The sequence below is a fragment of the Terriglobia bacterium genome, from assembly GCA_020073185.1.
Taxonomy (GTDB): Bacteria; Acidobacteriota; Terriglobia; order Terriglobales; family Acidobacteriaceae; genus JAIQGF01.
In genome coordinates, this window is the sequence record JAIQFT010000004.1 from 1 (window position 1) to 17,984 (window position 17,984).

General features: G+C 61.7%; 15 protein-coding genes. 2 read left to right on the forward strand and 13 right to left on the reverse strand.

Annotated features, from left to right (window positions below; all coding sequences use genetic code 11):
• Positions 1–139: 139 nt before the first annotated feature.
• Complete coding sequence (locus tag LAN64_01635) at positions 140–448, forward strand: hypothetical protein (protein ID MBZ5566530.1); 309 nt, start codon at positions 140–142, stop codon at positions 446–448.
• 232 nt (positions 449–680) lie between these two features.
• Positions 681–1,523: a HEAT repeat domain-containing protein gene (locus LAN64_01640; protein ID MBZ5566531.1), complete on the forward strand. Its 843-nt coding sequence runs from the start codon at positions 681–683 to the stop codon at positions 1,521–1,523.
• 116 nt (positions 1,524–1,639) lie between these two features.
• On the opposite strand, the gene priA is transcribed toward LAN64_01640, so the two are convergent.
• The 13 genes from priA to lptC all read right to left on the reverse strand — a co-directional run bounded on the left by priA (position 1,640) and on the right by lptC (position 17,891).
• Entirely contained in the window at positions 1,640–4,096 is a 2,457-nt protein-coding gene (gene priA / locus LAN64_01645; protein ID MBZ5566532.1) for a primosomal protein N', read from the reverse strand.
• A gap of 11 nt (positions 4,097–4,107) precedes the next feature.
• Positions 4,108–4,581, reverse strand: a complete 474-nt coding sequence (locus tag LAN64_01650) for a hypothetical protein (protein ID MBZ5566533.1) — start codon at positions 4,579–4,581, stop codon at positions 4,108–4,110.
• A 42-nt stretch (positions 4,582–4,623) separates the two neighbouring features.
• Positions 4,624–5,454, reverse strand: a complete 831-nt coding sequence (locus tag LAN64_01655; protein ID MBZ5566534.1) for a uracil-DNA glycosylase — start codon at positions 5,452–5,454, stop codon at positions 4,624–4,626.
• A 96-nt stretch (positions 5,455–5,550) separates the two neighbouring features.
• The gene (gene coaBC / locus LAN64_01660) at positions 5,551–6,792 is read right to left on the reverse strand and encodes a bifunctional phosphopantothenoylcysteine decarboxylase/phosphopantothenate--cysteine ligase CoaBC (protein ID MBZ5566535.1); all 1,242 of its coding nucleotides are present in this window, start codon (positions 6,790–6,792) and stop codon (positions 5,551–5,553) included.
• A 148-nt stretch (positions 6,793–6,940) separates the two neighbouring features.
• Positions 6,941–7,180 carry a DNA-directed RNA polymerase subunit omega gene (gene rpoZ / locus LAN64_01665; protein ID MBZ5566536.1) on the reverse strand — a complete coding sequence of 80 codons (240 nt, stop codon included), beginning with the start codon at positions 7,178–7,180 and terminating at the stop codon, positions 6,941–6,943.
• The gene (gene gmk, locus LAN64_01670) at positions 7,177–7,893 is read right to left on the reverse strand and encodes a guanylate kinase (GenBank protein ID MBZ5566537.1); all 717 of its coding nucleotides are present in this window, start codon (positions 7,891–7,893) and stop codon (positions 7,177–7,179) included. The genes rpoZ and gmk overlap by 4 nt, the downstream gene beginning before the upstream one ends.
• 106 nt (positions 7,894–7,999) lie before the next feature.
• A complete protein-coding gene (locus LAN64_01675) occupies positions 8,000–8,887 on the reverse strand; it encodes a YicC family protein (protein ID MBZ5566538.1) in 888 nt (295 codons plus the stop codon).
• Positions 8,888–9,006: 119 nt separating this feature from the next.
• Positions 9,007–10,866 carry an ABC transporter ATP-binding protein/permease gene (locus tag LAN64_01680; GenBank protein ID MBZ5566539.1) on the reverse strand — a complete coding sequence of 620 codons (1,860 nt, stop codon included), beginning with the start codon at positions 10,864–10,866 and terminating at the stop codon, positions 9,007–9,009.
• Between the two features lie 134 nt (positions 10,867–11,000).
• Positions 11,001–11,933, reverse strand: a complete 933-nt coding sequence (rapZ, locus tag LAN64_01685) for an RNase adapter RapZ (GenBank protein MBZ5566540.1) — start codon at positions 11,931–11,933, stop codon at positions 11,001–11,003.
• 207 nt (positions 11,934–12,140) lie between these two features.
• Positions 12,141–12,743, reverse strand: coding sequence for a ribosome-associated translation inhibitor RaiA (gene raiA / locus LAN64_01690; GenBank protein MBZ5566541.1), 603 nt, complete (start codon positions 12,741–12,743; stop codon positions 12,141–12,143).
• A 163-nt stretch (positions 12,744–12,906) separates the two neighbouring features.
• Positions 12,907–14,739 (reverse strand): RNA polymerase factor sigma-54, encoded by a 1,833-nt coding sequence (gene rpoN, locus LAN64_01695; GenBank protein ID MBZ5566542.1) that lies wholly within the window; start codon positions 14,737–14,739, stop codon positions 12,907–12,909.
• A 137-nt stretch (positions 14,740–14,876) separates the two neighbouring features.
• Positions 14,877–15,605: an LPS export ABC transporter ATP-binding protein gene (gene lptB / locus LAN64_01700; protein MBZ5566543.1), complete on the reverse strand. Its 729-nt coding sequence runs from the start codon at positions 15,603–15,605 to the stop codon at positions 14,877–14,879.
• The gene (lptC, locus tag LAN64_01705; protein ID MBZ5566544.1) at positions 15,606–17,891 is read right to left on the reverse strand and encodes an LPS export ABC transporter periplasmic protein LptC; all 2,286 of its coding nucleotides are present in this window, start codon (positions 17,889–17,891) and stop codon (positions 15,606–15,608) included.
• Positions 17,892–17,984 lie beyond the last annotated feature (93 nt).

The following is a 17,984-nucleotide window of genomic DNA, read 5'->3' on the forward strand; positions in this document are numbered from 1 at the left end:
AAAGCTCTTCCTGCGCCTCGCCGAGCAAGCCGTAGCGGTGGGACCAGCGCCGTACAAGTCGATGGTGAAGGGCTTCGCTAAGGCGACGACGGCCAACCACAACCTATAGGGGCTACCTGAGTGAAGTAGATACCCCATTATGTTCGATTCTCGCCAGGACTCGATTGCAAGCCCCAACAACAACTGGCCAAGCCCATCTCCAGGTGGCACTACCACTGGCGGCTACGATTCTGATGCCGCAAAGTTCAAGGATGGATTCTGTGCTGCTGACTCTAGCCTCAATCCGGCGTCATTCACCCCGTTTGCCGGGAGTTCACAACTGGTGTTCACTATTCATCAGACGTGGTACTCCGGAAGTGCAACCCCTGGACAAGGTGGTGTCATTGTCAACTACGAGAATATTCAGTACTTCAACAACTATGCAACCGTTAGTCAAACAAGCCATTAAGCTTGTCACATTCACCGTTCGTTTCTGGTCGTGCCTTCTGCTGTGCGTCGTCGTTTCGTTTGGCACAGTTGCTGGATGTGCGGACATCGTCAGGCCGCGGTTTCCGCAAGACATCTCTCGGAGTTTTGATGCCTCTGACGTTGTTTGCAGCGGAAAGGTTCTGCGAGTAACCGTGAAGGCCACTGCGTTCGAGGAACGGTACGGCCAGCGAATTCGGCACCGAACCTTAGTAATGGATCTCAACGTTCAAAGAGTATACAAGGGACCGCCGTTACAGAGTATTGCGCTCGAATGGACTATACAAGACATCGCGCCGGCAAATCTCTCTGGTGCTTTGGGTGTCAACGCAGGCGAATATGTTCTGGTGTTTCTGCAGCAAACAAAGGAGGGATATGTCTCCACCGCCAATACCGATCATTATTTCTCGGTATCTCCTATTCTGTCCCGGTCGCAAGCGTCAGGGTCGGAACTATTAGAGGCAGATCTACGGGCCGGATTGCAGGACAGAGAGAATCGTTACGCACAAGCTAATCTTGAACTTCTCATGAGCTATCCACTATTAACATCAACGGCCGAAGTCGCTGGATTGATCAAGCGGAGCGACCCTTCGATCGATGCGATGGTGTTTCCAATTCTGTTGAACAACCGGGATTTTTCCCATTTACGAGAGATGCTGGATTTTGCCAGTCGCATACCCGACGACGCCGTGTTGAGCTTCGATGATTCTCCGTTCTTGTCGGCAATATCCAATATTCGCGATGTGAATGCTACTACATTTCTAACCGACTTCTTGCGGGTACAGAATCGTTATTTCCGGCGCAGTGCATTGCAAGCGCTGCGTGCGATTAGAAACGAAAGGAGTATTCCCGCACTCGTGAACAGCCTGAACGACGGCGATCAGTTTGTTCGTTTCCAAGCAGTGAAGACACTCGCCGAGATAACGGGTATCACTGATGCAACGCATTCCCCTTCGCTTCCTGAATTCGAGAAGTCCGGAGCTCAGTACACTCAGAACTGGGAGGACTGGTGGCGCGATGAGGGAAAGGCCAAGTATGCCCCGACAACCGGTAAATAGGAGACCGAGCAGGTTTAAAGACCGCCTTTGACGACCCCGAGTCCCCTTGCTCCTGAAATGGGGGGAGGGGGGTGGGTAAACACCAACTTGACGCTAACTACTCACTCCTGACTCCTTCAAAGCAGCGACAGAGCGTCCACGTCCACAACCACATTGGTGCGCGGGATTTTCTGCGCGACGGCGTAGGCCAGCATGGCCCGCAGCAGGCCATTGAGCTTGGCGCGGCTGGCGGATTTCAGGACAAAATGATAGCGGTACTCGGTCATGAGGCGCGAAAGCGGCGCCGCGGCCGGGCCGAGTGCGCGGATGCTTTCGTGCGGCGTCTTCTCCAGCCATTGCCCGAGCGTTCCCGCCCATTGAAGCGCGTCGTCCAGGCAGTCGCTACGCACCAGCACGTTGGCGAGCGCGCTGAAGGGCGGATAGCGCATCCAGTTCCGGTAGCGGAGTTCCTTGTCGTAAAACGCCGAGTAGTTGTGCTGCGCGGCGAACTGCACGGCGTAGTGCTCGGGGAAATAGGTTTGCAGGATCACCTTGCCGGGAGCGCTGCCGCGTCCGGCGCGTCCAGCGACCTGTGCGAGTAACTGAAAGGTGCGCTCGGCGGCGCGGAAGTCGGGGAAGACGAGAGCGAGGTCGGCGCCCACCACGCCCACCAGCGTGACGCCGTGAATGTCGTGGCCCTTGGCGATCATCTGCGTGCCGACAACCATGTCCAACTCGCCGGCGTGCAGGGCGGAGAGCACGCGCTCGAAGTCGCCGCGGGCGCGGACGGTGTCGCGATCGAGCCGCGCGATGCGCGCCTGCGGATACATGGCGTGGAGCTGCTCTTCCAGCTTCTCCGAGCCGGAGCCCAGGAATTGCACGTACTCGCTGCCGCACTTGGGGCAGGTCTGCGGCACCGGGCGGGTGTAGCCGCAGTAGTGGCATTCGAGCGCGCGGCGGCGCTTGTGGTGGGTCATGGCGATGGCGCAGTTCTTGCACTGCACCGTGTCGCCGCAGGTACGGCAGAGGACGAAGGCGGAGTAGCCGCGCCGATTGAGCAGCAGCATGACCTGCTCGTTGCGAGCCAAGCGGTCGCCGATTTCCGCCGCGAGCTTGCGGGAGACGATCTGCTGGTGGCCGGTTTCGCGGAACTCTTCACGCATGTCGAGGATTTCGACCTCGGGCAGCGGGCGGCTCTCGACGCGATCGGGAAGTTCGATCAGCGTGGACTTGCCGGTGCGCGCGTTGTGGTAAGACTCCAGCGACGGCGTTGCCGAACCCAGGACGATCGCCGCGCCCGCCATTTTCGCGCGCATGATGGCCACATCGCGCGCGTGGTAGCGCGGCGTTTCCTCCTGCTTGTAGGAGTGATCGTGTTCTTCGTCAACCACGATCAACGCGAGATCAGTCACCGGCGCGAACACCGCCGAGCGCGTGCCCACCACCATGCGCGCCTCGCCACGCCGGATGCGATGCCACTGCTCAGCCCTTTCCGAGTCGCTCAGAGCGGAATGCAGGATGGCAACCTGTTCGCCGAATACCTGGTGCAGGTGCGCGGCGGCGGCGGGGGTGAGGCCGATCTCCGGGACCAGCATGATCGCCGAGCGTCCTGCATTCAGCACCTCCTGCATGGCGGCGAGATAGACCACGGTCTTGCCCGAGCCGGTCACACCGTGCAGCAACGTAACCGAAAATTTCCTGGCGGCGACGGCGGCGTTGATGTGCTGCAGCCCGGAATTCTGCTTGGGGCTGAAGATGAAGTCGAGGCCGCGCGTTTTCAGCGACGACCTGCGAAGCTCCGCCGGCTGGTTTTCGATCATCACCAAGCCACGTTTGAGCAGCGTGCTGAGCGTGGTGCGCGGGATCGGTAATTGGTTGAGCTGTGCGACGGCGAGGCTTCCGCCGGCCTCTTTGATGGCGCGCAGTAAGGCGCTTTGATTGGCGTTGAGGGCGCGGCCTTTGGTGGCCTCGGCGCAGCGCGGCTCGAGGGATTCGTTCAGCACGGCGACGCGGATGGTGCGAGTGGCGTCGCGAACGGCGGAGAGGTCGAGGCGTTCGATCCATTTCTTGCGGACGAGCGCATTCAGGGTTGTTCGCGTGGCGTGCGTTGCGGAGCGCAGCGATTCCTCGCGTACGAGGTCGCGGTCGAGAAGATGATTTATAACTGCGATCTCCGATGCCTGGTCCTCGGCCGATTTCGGGGAACGCAATGACGAGCCGAGCGTCGCTGACTGGTGCAGTGCTTCCATGCCGCGGTCGGTGAGGCGATAGCCGCGCGCGCGGCGGAATTCGGCGCCCAGCGGCAGCATGGTGCGAAAGACCTCGCCCAGCGGCGCGACGTAGTAATCGGCAATCCACTGGCCGAGCTTGAGCAGATCGGAATCGAGCACAGGCGCGGAATCGAGAACGGTGAGGACGTTCTTGGCCGTCATCCTTGGCGGCGTGTCGTGGAGTGCGACCACAATGCCCGGCAGGCGCTGCTCGCGAAAGGGCACGATAACGCGCCCACCGATGACCGGAGCGGCGCCATTGAGCCGGTAGGTAAAGTTCGCCTCCAGCGGCACGGGCAGCGCGACGTCGCAGAATTCAGGCATCGTGTGGGACTTCAACGTTTGTGGTTGCGACATTCCTTTTGCAGCACATTCTCATTATTTACGGTCATAATTTTGAGTGGATACTTATTCCCCGGAATCTCCTCACCGCGAGCAATCTTGTCGGTATCCTTCTTCGGAATTCTTGCGTCCCACCACACGGCACCGCGGCCGATCATGAAACCGGAATAATTGCCCCACACATCCGCCGTGTCGGCGTGGAGGATGGCGCAACGAATTGGGCCCGTGAAGATGTTGTTGTACTCTCGGACAAATTGAAGCCGATTGCCGATTAGCGTTCTGCGTCCGTGGAGACTCGTGCTCAGGGGATACGAGACAAGGATTGCGACTCGGTCTGGCGAGCCGGACTTGACGGCGACTTGAAGTTTTTTCAAGAACGCGATGGCTTGGGAACAATCGGGCCTGGATGAAATGTCAGGCGTGGTGCAGTTACCATCACCATGTTGGCCGAATGAGGCGGAGGCCATCCAACATCCGAGCAGCAAAATGGTTATCGCGCGCATTGTCGGTCAACTGCTTGTCCTTTGCGAAACCTTCAGTCCCATGAACTTCATCACCTGCTGCAGGTCCTTCCACGCTTCCGACTTCTGGCGCGGGTCGCGCAAGAGAAACGCGGGGTGGTAGGTGACGAAGAGTTTCGAGCCGCGGAAATCGTAGGAGCGTGAACGCAGTTCGCCCATGGACGAATTCATCTGCAGCAGGTTTTTGGCGGCGACGGCGCCGAGGGCGACAATCACCCTGGGATTGATGGTTTCGACCTGGCGCAGCAGAAACGGCATGCAGGTTTCGCATTCGTCGCGCTCCGGCGTGCGGTTCCCCGGCGGCCGGCACTTGACTACGTTGGCGATGTACACGTCGGAACGCTTCAGGCCCATGGCCTCGATCATCTTGTTGAGCAACTGCCCGGCGCGGCCGACAAAGGGCTCGCCTTGCTGATCTTCGTCGGCGCCGGGGCCCTCACCGATGAACATCAACTCGGCGCGCGGGTTGCCGACGCCGAAGACGATTTGCTTGCGGCCTTGCTTGTGGAGCTTGCAGCGAGTGCAATCGCCCAGATCTTCACGGATGATGCGCAAGGCGTCGGCGGGATCGGCGGCAACTTTCTCCGGCAGCTCGGGGGCAAACATACTGGGTGCGGGAGTGTTGACGACGACACCGATGTCGTGGTCGGCGAGCGCTTCGGGCACACGCGAAGGCGCGTGTGCCGCAGCTTCCGCGGGCGAGGGCGGCCGCGCCACGTCGGATTCGCGGCGGTAGAAATCGTAAATGCCCAGCTCGCGGTAGTAATTCACGCGAGCAGCGAGGGCGCGCTTCTGGTCAGGCGTAAGGTTTAAGGGCATGGAGCTGAGATTATCGCAGACAATTTCAATTTCATCACAGAGGCACAAAGGAATAAAGAATGAAGAATGAAGTATCAAGAAAGCAGAATTAAGAATTTAGCTTCTTGTGGCGGGAGAAGTGCGCTTAGCGCGCAGGCGGAGGATGACGTCGAGAATGCGCTGCGCGACTTCCGCCTTGCTCGCCTCCGGCACGTCCACGACCTCGGAGGCGGTGATGATGGTCACAGCGTTGCGGTCGGAATCCATGCCGATGCCAGGCTGCGAAACGTCGTTGGCGACGATCGCATCCAGCCCTTTGCCAACCAGCTTCTTGCGCGCGTTCTCCAGGACATTTTCAGTTTCCGCGGCGAAGCCGACGATAATTTGGTCCTTCTTGCGCGCGCCCAGTTCGGCGGCAATGTCGGGCGTGGGCTCCAACTCGATCTCGGCATAGCCGGGCACGCCCTCGCGCAGGAAATCGTGCCGCTTGATTTTCTGCAGAGAAACCTTTTTCGGGCGGTAGTCCGCCACGGCGGCAGCCTTGATGATGATGTTGGCCTCGCCGGCACGGGCCATCACCGCTTGGTGCATCTCAGCCGCGCTTTCGATGAAGACGATCTCCGCACCATCCGGCGGCTTGAGCGCAGTCGGGCCGCCGATCAGCAACACGCGGGCGCCGCGCCGCAGGGCCGCTTCCGCCAGCGCATACCCCATCTTCCCGCTGGAACGATTGCTGATGTAGCGCACCGGGTCAATGGCCTCGCGCGTGGGTCCGGCAGTGATGAGCACGGTTTCACCGACAAAGTCCTGTGCGGCGCCCAGCAGCTCGAGCACGGCCGCGACAATGGCCTCGTTCTCCGCCAGGCGGCCCGGCCCAATCATGCCGCAGGCCAAATATCCGCTGCCGGGCTCGACGATGCGGACGCGGCGGCTGCGCAGAGTTGCCAAGTTCGCCTGCGTGGCCGGGTTGTGCCACATGTTGGCATTCATGGCCGGCGCGACGATCACCGGCGCGGTGGTAGCGAGGAAGAGCGTGGAGAGGAAATCGTCGGCGATGCCATTGGCGAATTTGGCGAGGATGTCGGCCGTAGCCGGCGCGACCAGCAGGGCGTCAATGCGCTCGGCGACGGCGATGTGCTCGATGGCGGATTCGAGGTTGGGCTCGCCGTCCGCGCGTGCGAAAATCTCGGTGATAACCTTTTCGCCGGAAAGAGCAGCAAAGGTCAGGGGACGTACAAATTCCTGGGCGGCGCGGGTCATGACGACCTGCACCTTGACGCCGCGGTCTTGCAGGAGGCGGAGGATTTCCGCCGCCTTGTAGGCTGCAATTCCGCCGCTGACACCCAGCGCGATTCGCATGGCCGCATTCAGCTTTCAGCCGTCAGCTATCAGCCCAAGCCGACTCACTGCGGCAACTGGCTCGCTTACTTCGATGCGCAAGCAGGAGAAGCCGATCCTTGGCTGCGCTCCGGTGATCGCGTGCGGCCCAGACGCCGTGCGAATGCGATCACTTTTCCGCTGCCATCGCCTTATTGAGGAGTTCTTCCGCCACGGTTACAGGCGACTTCGGCGTTTCCGGGATGAACCACTTCACTTTCCCCGCCTTGATCTCGTCCTGAGCGATGCGGCAGGGCTTGCGCGAATGGGTGCTGATGATCGGCCGGGCGCCGGACTGGATTTGGCGCGCGCGGCGCGCCGCCACCAGGATGAACCGATAGTTACTGTCGAACCCGTCCATCAACTTCATTGTACTTTCTCCTCGTGTCCACGCCCGGCCGTTTCGAAGGAAGCCAAAATCTGCTCGGCACGCTGACGAGTGCTGGGCAGCAAGCATTGCTCGGCTGCGGCCAACACTCCAACGTCCTCCGCGGAAGGCTTCGCACCCGAGCGCCTCAGGCGCTCAGCCGCCACGATGGCCTTCAGCAGGGCGATGGATGGTTCCAACCGGTCGTTTACAAGTATATAGTCATAGTTCCCGTAAGTTTCAATCTCTTTGCGCGCGCCCTCCAGGCGGCGACGGATCACCTCCTCAGAATCCATATGTTCCGATTGGCTGCGATTGCGGAGCCGGAACTCCAGAACCTCCCGCGAGGGCGGCAAGATGAAAATGCTGACCGCCTCCGGCATTTTCTCCTTCACCTGCGCCGCGCCCTGCACGTCAATGTCGAGCACCAGGTCGCGTCCGGTCTTGCGCGCGTCTTCCAGGAAGCGCTTGGCCGTGCCGTAGTACTGGCCGAAGACGCAAGCGTGCTCCAGGAACTCGCCGCGTGCGATCATGGCATCGAATTCCCGCTGGGAGATGAAGAAGTAATGGCGGCCATGCTGCTCGCTGCCGCGCGGCGGGCGCGTGGTGTAGGAGATGGAGAATTCCAGCCCGGGAACCAGGGTCAGCAGTTCGTTGGTGAGCGTGGTTTTGCCGGAACCGGATGGCGCCGAAATGATGAACAGGATGCCGCTCATGCCGCACCCCAGCACGCGCAAAACCGGCGCGCGCCGGGAATCCCGGCGGAACCATAGCTGGGCAATAAAAGGCTATTCGACCCCGGTAATTTGCCGCTGCTCAAGGTCATTCGACGTTCTGCACCTGTTCCCGCGACTTTTCGATTTCCGCCTTCATACCCAGCCCGACCTCGGTAATGCGCAGGGCTTCGCCGGCCACGCCGGAAGTTTTCGACAGCAGCGTGTTGGCCTCGCGTCCCATCTCCTGCAGCAGGAAATCCAGCTTTTTCCCGACCTCGCCGCCCTGGTCGAGCAGCCCGAGGAAATGCTGGACGTGGGTATCCATGCGCACCAGTTCTTCGCGGATGTCGCTGCGCTCGGCCAGCAGCGCGGCTTCCTGCAGGATACGGTCGCGGTCGGCGTGGGCCCCGATCAGCTCTTGCATGCGCAACTGCACTTTCTCCAGATAGGCGCGCGAGACCGCGGCGCGATGCTTTGCGATTTCCTGCGTGGCCTCAAGCAGGCGCTGCATGTGCCCGCGCAACTGGCGGTCAATGCCCTTGCCCTCTTCCGCGCGCATGACGTCCAGGCGCTTGACAGCCTCGTCGAGCTTAGCCAGCACTGCCTGTTCCGCCTCTTCGCCGAACTCGCCGCCGGCGCCGTCCAGCGCGCCGGGAATCTTCAAGATGGCGTTCAGATCGGGCTCGCCGGTCAGGCCGAATTCCTTGGCGGCGCCACGAAACGCCTTGATGTAGCCGCCGACCAGTTCGCGATTGATGGCGATCCCCGGCGCGTCGGCACGCTCGATGGAGAGCGTCAGCTCGACGTGCCCGCGCGCCAGCTTGCTCTTGAGCGCGCGCCGGAGTTGCATCTCCAGCGCATCCATTTCCGCCGGCATGCGCAGGTGCAGATCGAGAAAGCGGTGGTTCACCGCCTTCAGCGACAAGGTAAACCCGAGGCGGTCGTGTACCTGCCCTCTCACCTGCGCGTAGCCGGTCATGGAACGGATGGCCATGGGAATTGGTGGTTTGGTACTTAAGTAAGTTGGTAATTTGCGGATCGTGAGTCCGAGCAGCGACTCTGCGATCACGCGGACGCAAGGATTACGAAATTACCAAGTTACGAAATTACCAGTCATTTCGTCTCGCTCGCCGATTCGGCCGCCACCTTGGGCGACTCCAAGTCCACGAACTGCAAATCATACAACCTGCGGTAGGTTCCGAGGCGCGTCATCAAGTCGTCGTGCGAGCCGACATCGCTGATGGTTCCATTTTCGAGCACCACGATGCGGTCGGCGCGGCGTACGGTGGAAAGCCGGTGGGCGATGACGACGGTGGTGCGGCCGGCCATCAGGTTCTGCAGCGCCGACGCAACCAAGGCCTCGCTTTCGGTGTCGAGCGCCGAGGTGGCCTCGTCGAGAATCAGGATCGGCGCGTTCTTCAGCAGGGCGCGCGCAATCGCAATGCGCTGGCGCTCGCCGCCGGAAAGCCGCACCCCGCGCTCGCCGATGATGGTGCTGTAGCCGTCCGGCAGTTCGCTGATGAAGGCGTTGGCCAGCGCCGCTTCCGCCGCCGCCTTGACCACGGCCAGCGGCACGTTAGGCTGGCCGTAGGCAATGTTATTGCGCACGGTGTCGTTGAACAGGATGGTGTCCTGGGTAACGATGCCGATCTGCGCCCGCAGCGACGCCAAGCTGAGCTCGCGCACGTCGCGGCCATCAATGGACAGACGGCCGCCGCTCACGTCGAAAAAGCGCGGGACCAGGTGCACCATGGTGGTCTTGCCGGCGCCGCTGGAGCCGACGATGGCGACGACTTCGCCGGCTTTGACCTCGAGATGAATGTCCTGCAACACCGGACGCGGCGTGCCGTCGCCGTTTTCGTAGGCAAAGCTGACGTGCTCGAAGCGAATGGCATCGTGGAATTTCGGCAACTGCACCGGTTTAGGCTGCTCCTTGACGTCGTCCTCCGCGTCCATGAAGCTGAAGATCGCCGACGACGCCCCGATCGCCTGCTGGAAATTGTTGTAGAAAAGCGCGAACTTGCGCACCGGGTCATACAGCTTGAACACGGCGACGATGAAGGCCAGGAAGGTGCCGGCCGTGAACGCGCCAGTCTTGATGCGGTCGCGGCCCATCAGCAGCAGGAGCGCGATGGCGATGGCGCCGATGGCGTCCATCAAGGGCGAGCTGAGCGCGGCGGCGCGCACCGAGCGCAGGTTGGCGCGGAACAGGCGCTTGGCGGCGCCGCGGAAGCGGACCGCCTCCCATAACTCCATGCCAAAAGCCTTGACGATGCGGTTGCCGGTAATGGTCTCGTGCAGGATGTTGTGGATCTCGGCCAGCTTGTCTTGCCCGCGGCGCGTGGTGCGCCGCACGCGCCGCCCGATGCGATGCATCGACACGGCAATAAACGGTATGAACAGCAGCAGCACCCACGCCAGCTTCCCGCCCAGCAGGACGACCACAAACGCGGTGAAGATCAGGGCGAAGAACTGTTGCAGGAATTCCGCCAGCACCGCCGACATGGCCATCTGCACGCGCTCGATGTCGTTGATGAGGGTGGAGAGCAGCGTGCCCGTCGCGTGCTTGTGGAAGAAAGCCACCGAGCGGCGCAGGACGGCATTGTAGAGGTCGTCACGCAGGTCGGTGATTAGCCCGAACCCGGCGTAGTTCACCAGGTAGGTGCCGGCATAATCGAACAGCCCCTTGGCAACGGTGGAGGCGACGAGCGCGAAGGCCACGATCGTCCACGCGTTGTGGAAATGCTCGGGAACAAGTTGCTGGAGGTAAATTGACCGGTGTGACCACGGAATGGTAAAGAGCAAAAGGTTGCTCGACTGCGACGCCGGATGCAGCACCCGGTCGAAAATCGGCCCAACGAGCAGCACCCGGAAGGCGTCCAGCAGTCCCACCAGCGCCAGCAGCACCACGGCGGCGAGCAGTTGCAGGGCGTAGGGGCGGATGTAGCGCACCAGGCGCCAGGCGTGACGCATCAGCGCACCGCCCCGCGCGGCCGAGAAGTTGCTGCGCTGGTCGAGGTTATGGCCGGGAAAGGCAACATGCCTATTCTAAAGGAAATTGCCGAATTGCCGAATTTGAGAATTGCCGAATTGTTGCGGTGGGCTCGTCATCGCGGGGAATCGCGATGGATGATCTTGACCTGGTACCCGCCCTTGCGCAGACGCTTGCCGACGTCCTCGGCGATCATCACCGAGCGATGTTGTCCGCCTGTGCAGCCGAAGCCGATGGTCAGATAGCTCTTGCCTTCCTTTACGTAGTGCGGCAGCAGGTATACCAGCAAATCTGAAATGCGGTTGATGAACTCCTGCGTCTGCGGGAACGAGCGGATGAACTTCGCCACCTTGGGATGACGCCCGGTATAAGGCCGGAACTCGGGCACGAAATGCGGGTTGGGCAGGAAGCGGACGTCAAACAGCAGGTCGGCATCGTAGGGGACGCCGTGGCCATATCCGAAGCAGACACACGACACCAGAATATTCTTCTCGGAGCGCTCGCGCTGGAAGCGACGCATGATGTGGTCGCGCAGCTCGTGCACATTAAACTTCGTGGTGTCCAAGATCACGTCGGCGACCGCGGAAATGGGGCGCAGGCGGCGCCGCTCGGCGGCGATCGAGGACTTCACCGGGGCCGAAATGCCGAGCGGATGGGGCCGGCGGGTCTCGCTGAAGCGCCGCAGTAGCGCCTCGTCGCTGGCCTCGAGGAACAATACGGTGGTGTGCAGCAGGCGCTTGATCTGCTTCAGCACGCCGGGCAGGCGCTCGAGTTGGGCGCCTTCGCGCACGTCCATAACCAACGCCGTGCGCTCGACATCCGAGGAGCGTGCCAGTTCGGCAAAGCGCGGCAGCAGTTCCATCGGCAGGTTGTCCACGGCGTAGTAGCCGAGGTCTTCGAAGACCTTGAGCACCGAGGCCTTGCCCGAGCCGCTCATGCCGGTGATGATCACCAACTCCGGCCGGCGGTCAGCATCGCGCACACCCAAGGCCTTGCGATGCAGATTGGTGCGGCGTACGCGACCGTTGCTGGCGCGGGTAACGGGCATAGTTGAATCGTAACGTCAGTAGCTCAGTTTGTCAGCATGTCAGTTTGCCAGGCTTCGCTCGGTCTGTCAGTATCGGTCATTCAGTCGCTCGGTCGTTGGCCTGCCAGTATTTACGCGGCCGACGGACCGATACAGTCATGCAAAAGGGGCACATCGGCTGTGCCCCTCTCCAACCAGACAATTGAATCCAGAAACTGAGAACCGGTTTTACGGCGCTTCGATCAACTCCATCTTCCCGTCTTTGGTGCGGTGCAGGACTTTGACTTTGCCCTGCTTATCGCGGAAGACGAACACGTCGCGATCGCGGAATTCGGCTTCCTTGACGGCCTCCTCCACTGTCATTGGGTGCAGCGCGACGGCATCGCTGGACGGCACCACGTGCGCCTCCAGCGAGCGCGACGCGGCGGGGTAGGCGTGCACCACCACGGGAACCGCAGAGGTAACGCTGGCGCCCACTGCCATGCGGTACTTCTCCACCTGCACTTCCGCCGCGCTGGCAGGCTGCTTTTTGCGGGCCTTCTGCTTAATGGAGCGCCAGCGGGTGCGGTGCTTGATCGCCTGCCGCTCGATGCGCTCCAGCGCCTCGCCGACGGCGGCGATCATGTCGCCCGCTTCGGCCAGGCCGACAATCGGGTGGCTGCGCACCGTCACTGTGATCTCGGCCTTGCAGCGTCGCTTCTCCACTGCCAGGATCACCTTCGATTCAAAATTTTCGCCCAGGATTTTGATCAGCTTTGCGAGCCCGCGTTCGACCTGCTTGCGGTCTTTGGGAGTGATTTCGTACTGCCTGCCGGTGTATTCCACGTTCATCGAACGCCCCCTTTTTTGCCAGGATGCCCGCCGTCCGTGTCCCGAACGTCCCGGAGACCATCCTAGTGCGTTCCCATACGGAAACCGCGCGTCTCAAATCTGCCCACGCGGTTGATCCCCGGCCCTGGCCGGGAAAACCTTGCGCACCGCGGCGACTACGACGTCAGTTTTTCACTCTGCGTTGGTGGGTGCTCGGGATGTGCATATCCTCCCGGTACTTCGCGACCGTGCGGCGAGTGACCTGGATGCCCTGCGACTGGAGGATGCGGGTGATCTGCTCGTCGGTCAACGGCCTGGTGGGATCTTCTTCCTCGATCAGCTTCTTGACGCGCCGCTTCAGGATCAGCAACGAAGTGCTGCCGCCCTCGGGCCCGTTTACGCTTTCGCTGAAGAAGTAGCGGAGTTCGAATACGCCCTGCGGAGTATGCGCGTACTTGTTGGCCACGGCGCGGCTGACCGTGGAAGGATGCACGCCGATCTCTTCCGCCACTTCCTTGATCATCATCGGCTTCAAGTGGTCGATGCCGTGGTCCAGGAAATCCCTTTGCCGTCCAAGAATCGCATAGCAGACCTTCAAGATAGTCTGCTTGCGCTGCTCGATGTTCTTGATCAACTGGATGGCGGACTTATACCGCTCTTTCACGTAGTTGCGAACATCTTTTTCCGCCGTCTCGCGGCTCAGCAGCTTCTTGTAGGTGGTGTTGAGGCGCAATTGCGGGACATCGTCGTCGTTGAGGACGGCGAGGTATTCGTCGCCATGCTTGATGAAGGCCACGTCGGGCTCGATCAGCCGCGCCTCGACCTTGTTGTACCTGAGCCCGGGACGCGGATCGAGGGTCTTCACCAGGTCCAGGGCCGCCTGCACCGCCTCCACCGGACGCCCGATGGCCTTGGCGATCTCTTTCAACTGCTTGTTCTGCACCGCCCGCAAGTGGTCGCTGATGATGGCGATCGCATCCGCCAAGGCTGCGCCGGTTCCGTTGCCATTGGCGCCCTGGGCTTTATGTGTATGCTGCAGGAACTGCAACTGCGCCAGGAGGCATTCGCGAAGATCACGCGCCGCCACGCCCACGGGGTCCATCTGCCGTACCAGCAGCAGTGCTTCTTGCAGATCGTCGCTGGTAAACAGCGGTTTGACTCCCGAAGATGGCACCAGTTGCGGCCCGCGCTCCCGAGCGTGTTCTTGAACCGCCGCCGGCATCTCCGGCTGTGCCGCAGGCGGCAGAGCGACCTCGGAGGTTCCCAGGTCCCCCACCGGCTCGGCAATCGCGACCGACCCTTCTGGCTCCGCCGCCGCCCGCGCTGCTTCTTCCCTCAGGTCGGGCATCTGACCCAGAATGTCGTCCACGGCATCGAAGTTTGCCGTTTGCCCGTCAACGTGGTTGAGCAGCGCCTCAACTTCACCTGGCGTCTCTGGCTCAGGTCCGGGCTCAGCCGCCACTTCCGGACGAACACCGCTGACCGGGGGATACGCAGCCGCCATCAGCTCTTCGTCGCTGGCGGTAAGATAGCCGTCTTCGCTCAGGTTGCCAATGATCAGTTCGGCCGCCTCGCGCACTCCCGGCGAAACGCTCATTGCGCCCAGTTGCCACATCAGGTGGTCGGTAAGCGTGCTCGCCTTGCTGAGGAAGTTCTCGAAGGAAGGCTTTTCCACCGTCTCGGCTTCCGGGCTGCGGTACCCGGGGTCGAGGTAGTCCTGAAAGAACGAACCGAAATCGATTTCGTCGAACGGGTCCTTGGCGTCCGGGGCGGCGGCGGGATCGGCTTCCACATTCGCCAGCCGCTCACGCTCCTCTTCCTTGCCGGCGACTTCGTCCAGCAGCGGAACGGTGCCGTCTAACTCCTCCAAGACGGGGTTTTCCACCATCTCGGCGTTAATCATGTCCTTCAGCTCAATCCGGTTCAACGCCAGAACGCTGACCATCTGCACCAGACCTGGTGTCAGAATCTGCTTCTGCGTGACTTTCAGGTGGAGCCGCGGTGAAAGCAATGCCATGGATGCCTTACAAACACTTAGCGATTTGGTGATTGAACTGCATCAACCAATCGGCAAATCGCTAAATCAGCGAATCACTATCCGAAGTGTCTCTCCGAACTCGCCCCAAAAGCAAGTTACTGGTGTGCAAAAACGCACTAAACCAAAGAGAAACTCTCCCCCAAGTAAACGCGCTTGACTTCCGGGTCGTTGCCGAGCTGTGCCGGAGTGCCCGCGCGGAAGATGCGGCCTTCGTTAATGATGTACGCCCGGTCCGTAACGGACAACGTCTCGCGCACGTTATGGTCGGTGATCAGCACCCCGATGCCGCTCGCCTTAAGGTCGGAAATGATCTTCTGCAAGTCCAACACGGCGATCGGGTCAATTCCTGAAAAGGGCTCGTCCAAGAGAATAAATCGCGGCTGGATGCATAGCGCCCGAGCAATCTCCACCCGGCGCCGCTCGCCGCCGGAGAGCGCGTACCCGCGGTTCTTGCGGATGACCCCCAAGCCCAACTGGCCGATCAGCCTTTCCATCCGCTCGCGGCGCTCGTGCCAGGATAGCGGCTGCGCTTCCAGCACCGCCAGGATGTTTTCCTCGACCGTCAACTTGCGGAAAACCGACGGCTCCTGCGGCAGGTAGCTGATGCCGAAGTTCCTTGCCCGCAAGTACATAGGCGTGGAGGTGATGTCCTGGCCGTCAAAGGTCACTTTGCCGGAATCGGGAGGCGCGAGGCCCACGATCATGTAAAACGTGGTCGTCTTGCCGGCGCCGTTGGGTCCCAGCAAACCTACGACTTCTCCCTGCTTGACTTGGAGGCTGACAGCATTTACGACCCGACGCCCGCGATAAGATTTGCCAATTTCGTCTGTCGCCAGGGTCTGCATCTACTTGGCTACCCGCGTTTGGGTTACGGTCGGGGAGGCGGTGTTGGCTTCAACCACGACCCTATCATCGCGATTATAGAAAGTCAACGAAGCGCCGGTAATCTTGCCCCGTTCGGCATCAAAAATGCTGGGCGACCCGCCGGTCAGCACGAATTTGCCCTCAGACCCCGTATATACAAGCCTTTCGCCGGTCGCCCGCCGGTTCGGCTCCTGGATGTTCACATGGCCATCCGCCACAATCCTGTCAATTTGACTTGGCCCCGGCTGCCCGGCTGAACTGGCGCTTTGGCCCCTGGCTTGCAGATATACGTCCGCCTTGTCCGCGGTTAGCGTCGTGTCCGCACCGCGCACCACCACCCCACCCTCAAAGCTCCCTCGGCGTTCGCCATCCAGGTAGGTCAGCAGCGCTGAACGCACGCTCACCGGGGTCAGTTTTCCCTTTTGGTCCCGCTGGACAAACGTTGTCGTCACGGCGCCCGCGGCATTGCTCGTCAAGGACCTCGCCACCAGCTTGCGTGCATCGCGGTTGAACTCAATCACCGGCGCCCCCACGATGCTTGACCCCTGCCACAGCCTCGCGCCACCGGAATACACCGCCGTGCCGCCGCCGCGCACCGCGCGCATGGTCGGGGCGGTGACGTGGACAGGATCCCCCGACGCCAGCAGCGCCCCGCCGGCCTGCGGTTTCAATTCGCTGTACGTGCTCTTGACGTCGCCATTGGCCATTACATCGCCACTGCGGCGATCCAGGCGGATGGTCTCCGCTGTGGTGGTCAACCCGCCATCCACCACGCGCGGCGAACCAGTCAGCGTCAGCGCCTCTTCGCCGGGCGCGTAGCGCGCATGATCGGCCCACGCGGCGCGGTCATTGCTATTTCCGCCCGGCGGCGCCGGTTCCGAATAGTGAAATTGCCCATCCTGGAAAATGGTGGCGATTCCGCCCGCGGCATTGAACGTAACGTCCAGCCGGTCGCTGGTGCTGGTCTTCCGCGGCTGACCTGGCGCCAACGACACCACCTTGGCCTCTGGCGCTCCCGTCAGATGATCAATCCGGTTCTGCCGGTTGAAACGCGCCTCAAATCGTCCGGCGGTCGCCACCGTCTGTGCCGCGTCCTGCCCCAATGCTCCCGGCAGCGGCAGCACGGTGACCTGGGCCGGCCCACCGGTTACCGCCTGCTGCAGCGTCCGCCCGCTCTGGATCAGGAAATCGATGGTCGTCGCCGCGATTTCCACCGGATGAGCCGATCTTCCAGGGCGCGGCGGTTGCAGCAGTTTCACTCCCTCGCTCGCTACCACCTTGTCCGCCAGGTTCCGCGCCGCGAAGCTGACTGTTACCTTGCCCGCTGTTCCCTGCAGCGGATGCTCGCCGGCGGTATTCAGCGCCACGCCGCCGCTGAAAGCGGCCGTTCGCAGAGCGTTCTTTTCCGTAATCCAGGCTTCCGCCCGCGCCGAGCGTACTTCGGTCGCACTCTGCCCCGTGGTTTGCGCGCGCACGTCACCGTTGGCAGCGATGTGCGCGATGGTGTTGTCGTCCCGCAGGTACACCGTAAGTTCGTTCGACACCAAGCTGTCCGCGTCACGCGTGATACGAACGCCCTGCAGCACCGCCCGGTTCGGGCCCTTGGTGATCACACCGTGCTGCGCCGTGATGTTGGTCGCGCTGGGGTCGGTGGAATGGACCTGGATGTTGGAAGCGAGGGTCAGCGTCGCGCCCGTCGAGTCGTATACCGCGCCCAAGGCGGACCCGTTCGCCTGCGGCACGCGAAACTCGATGAGCTCCCTGGTGCCGGCCAGCCCGGTCTTGGCGTTGAACATCAGCCCGCTGGTCTTGAGATGGATGGGGTTCTTCAACTCCGCCGGCGCCGCCTGGTCGGGGTTGAGCGGCCCTTCGGCATTGCCCTCCAGGTCAATGCGTACCTCGCCTTTTGCGGTGACGTCGCCGGTGCGCGGGTCATACTCGAAATCCGCGCCGTAGATCTGATCGTAGCGGTTCGACTGCCGCCCGTACACAATGATGGTAACGTCCCGCAACTCCGCCTTGCCGCTCTCCTTGTACTGCACCGCCCGCGCCGCGTGCACCGTGAACAAGGTGCGCCCGCCTTCCGACTTGGAAAACGTGAACCCCTGCGTGCTCTGCTGGATGTTGACCCCAAGCTGTTGCGGAACTTCCTTGATGGCGCGCCGCATCCGCATCCGGCCGTAGAAATAAAATCCCGCGACCACGACGGCAAGCACGATGGTCGCGGTCGCAAACCACACCCTCAGCCGGGAAATATTGACGGGCATTGCTTTTGATTGTATCGCGAGCAGAAGTCAGTCCCGGTTCGCGAGTCCCCAGCATCGAACCATGCCGCGACTCGGGGTTCGGGACGATTCCCT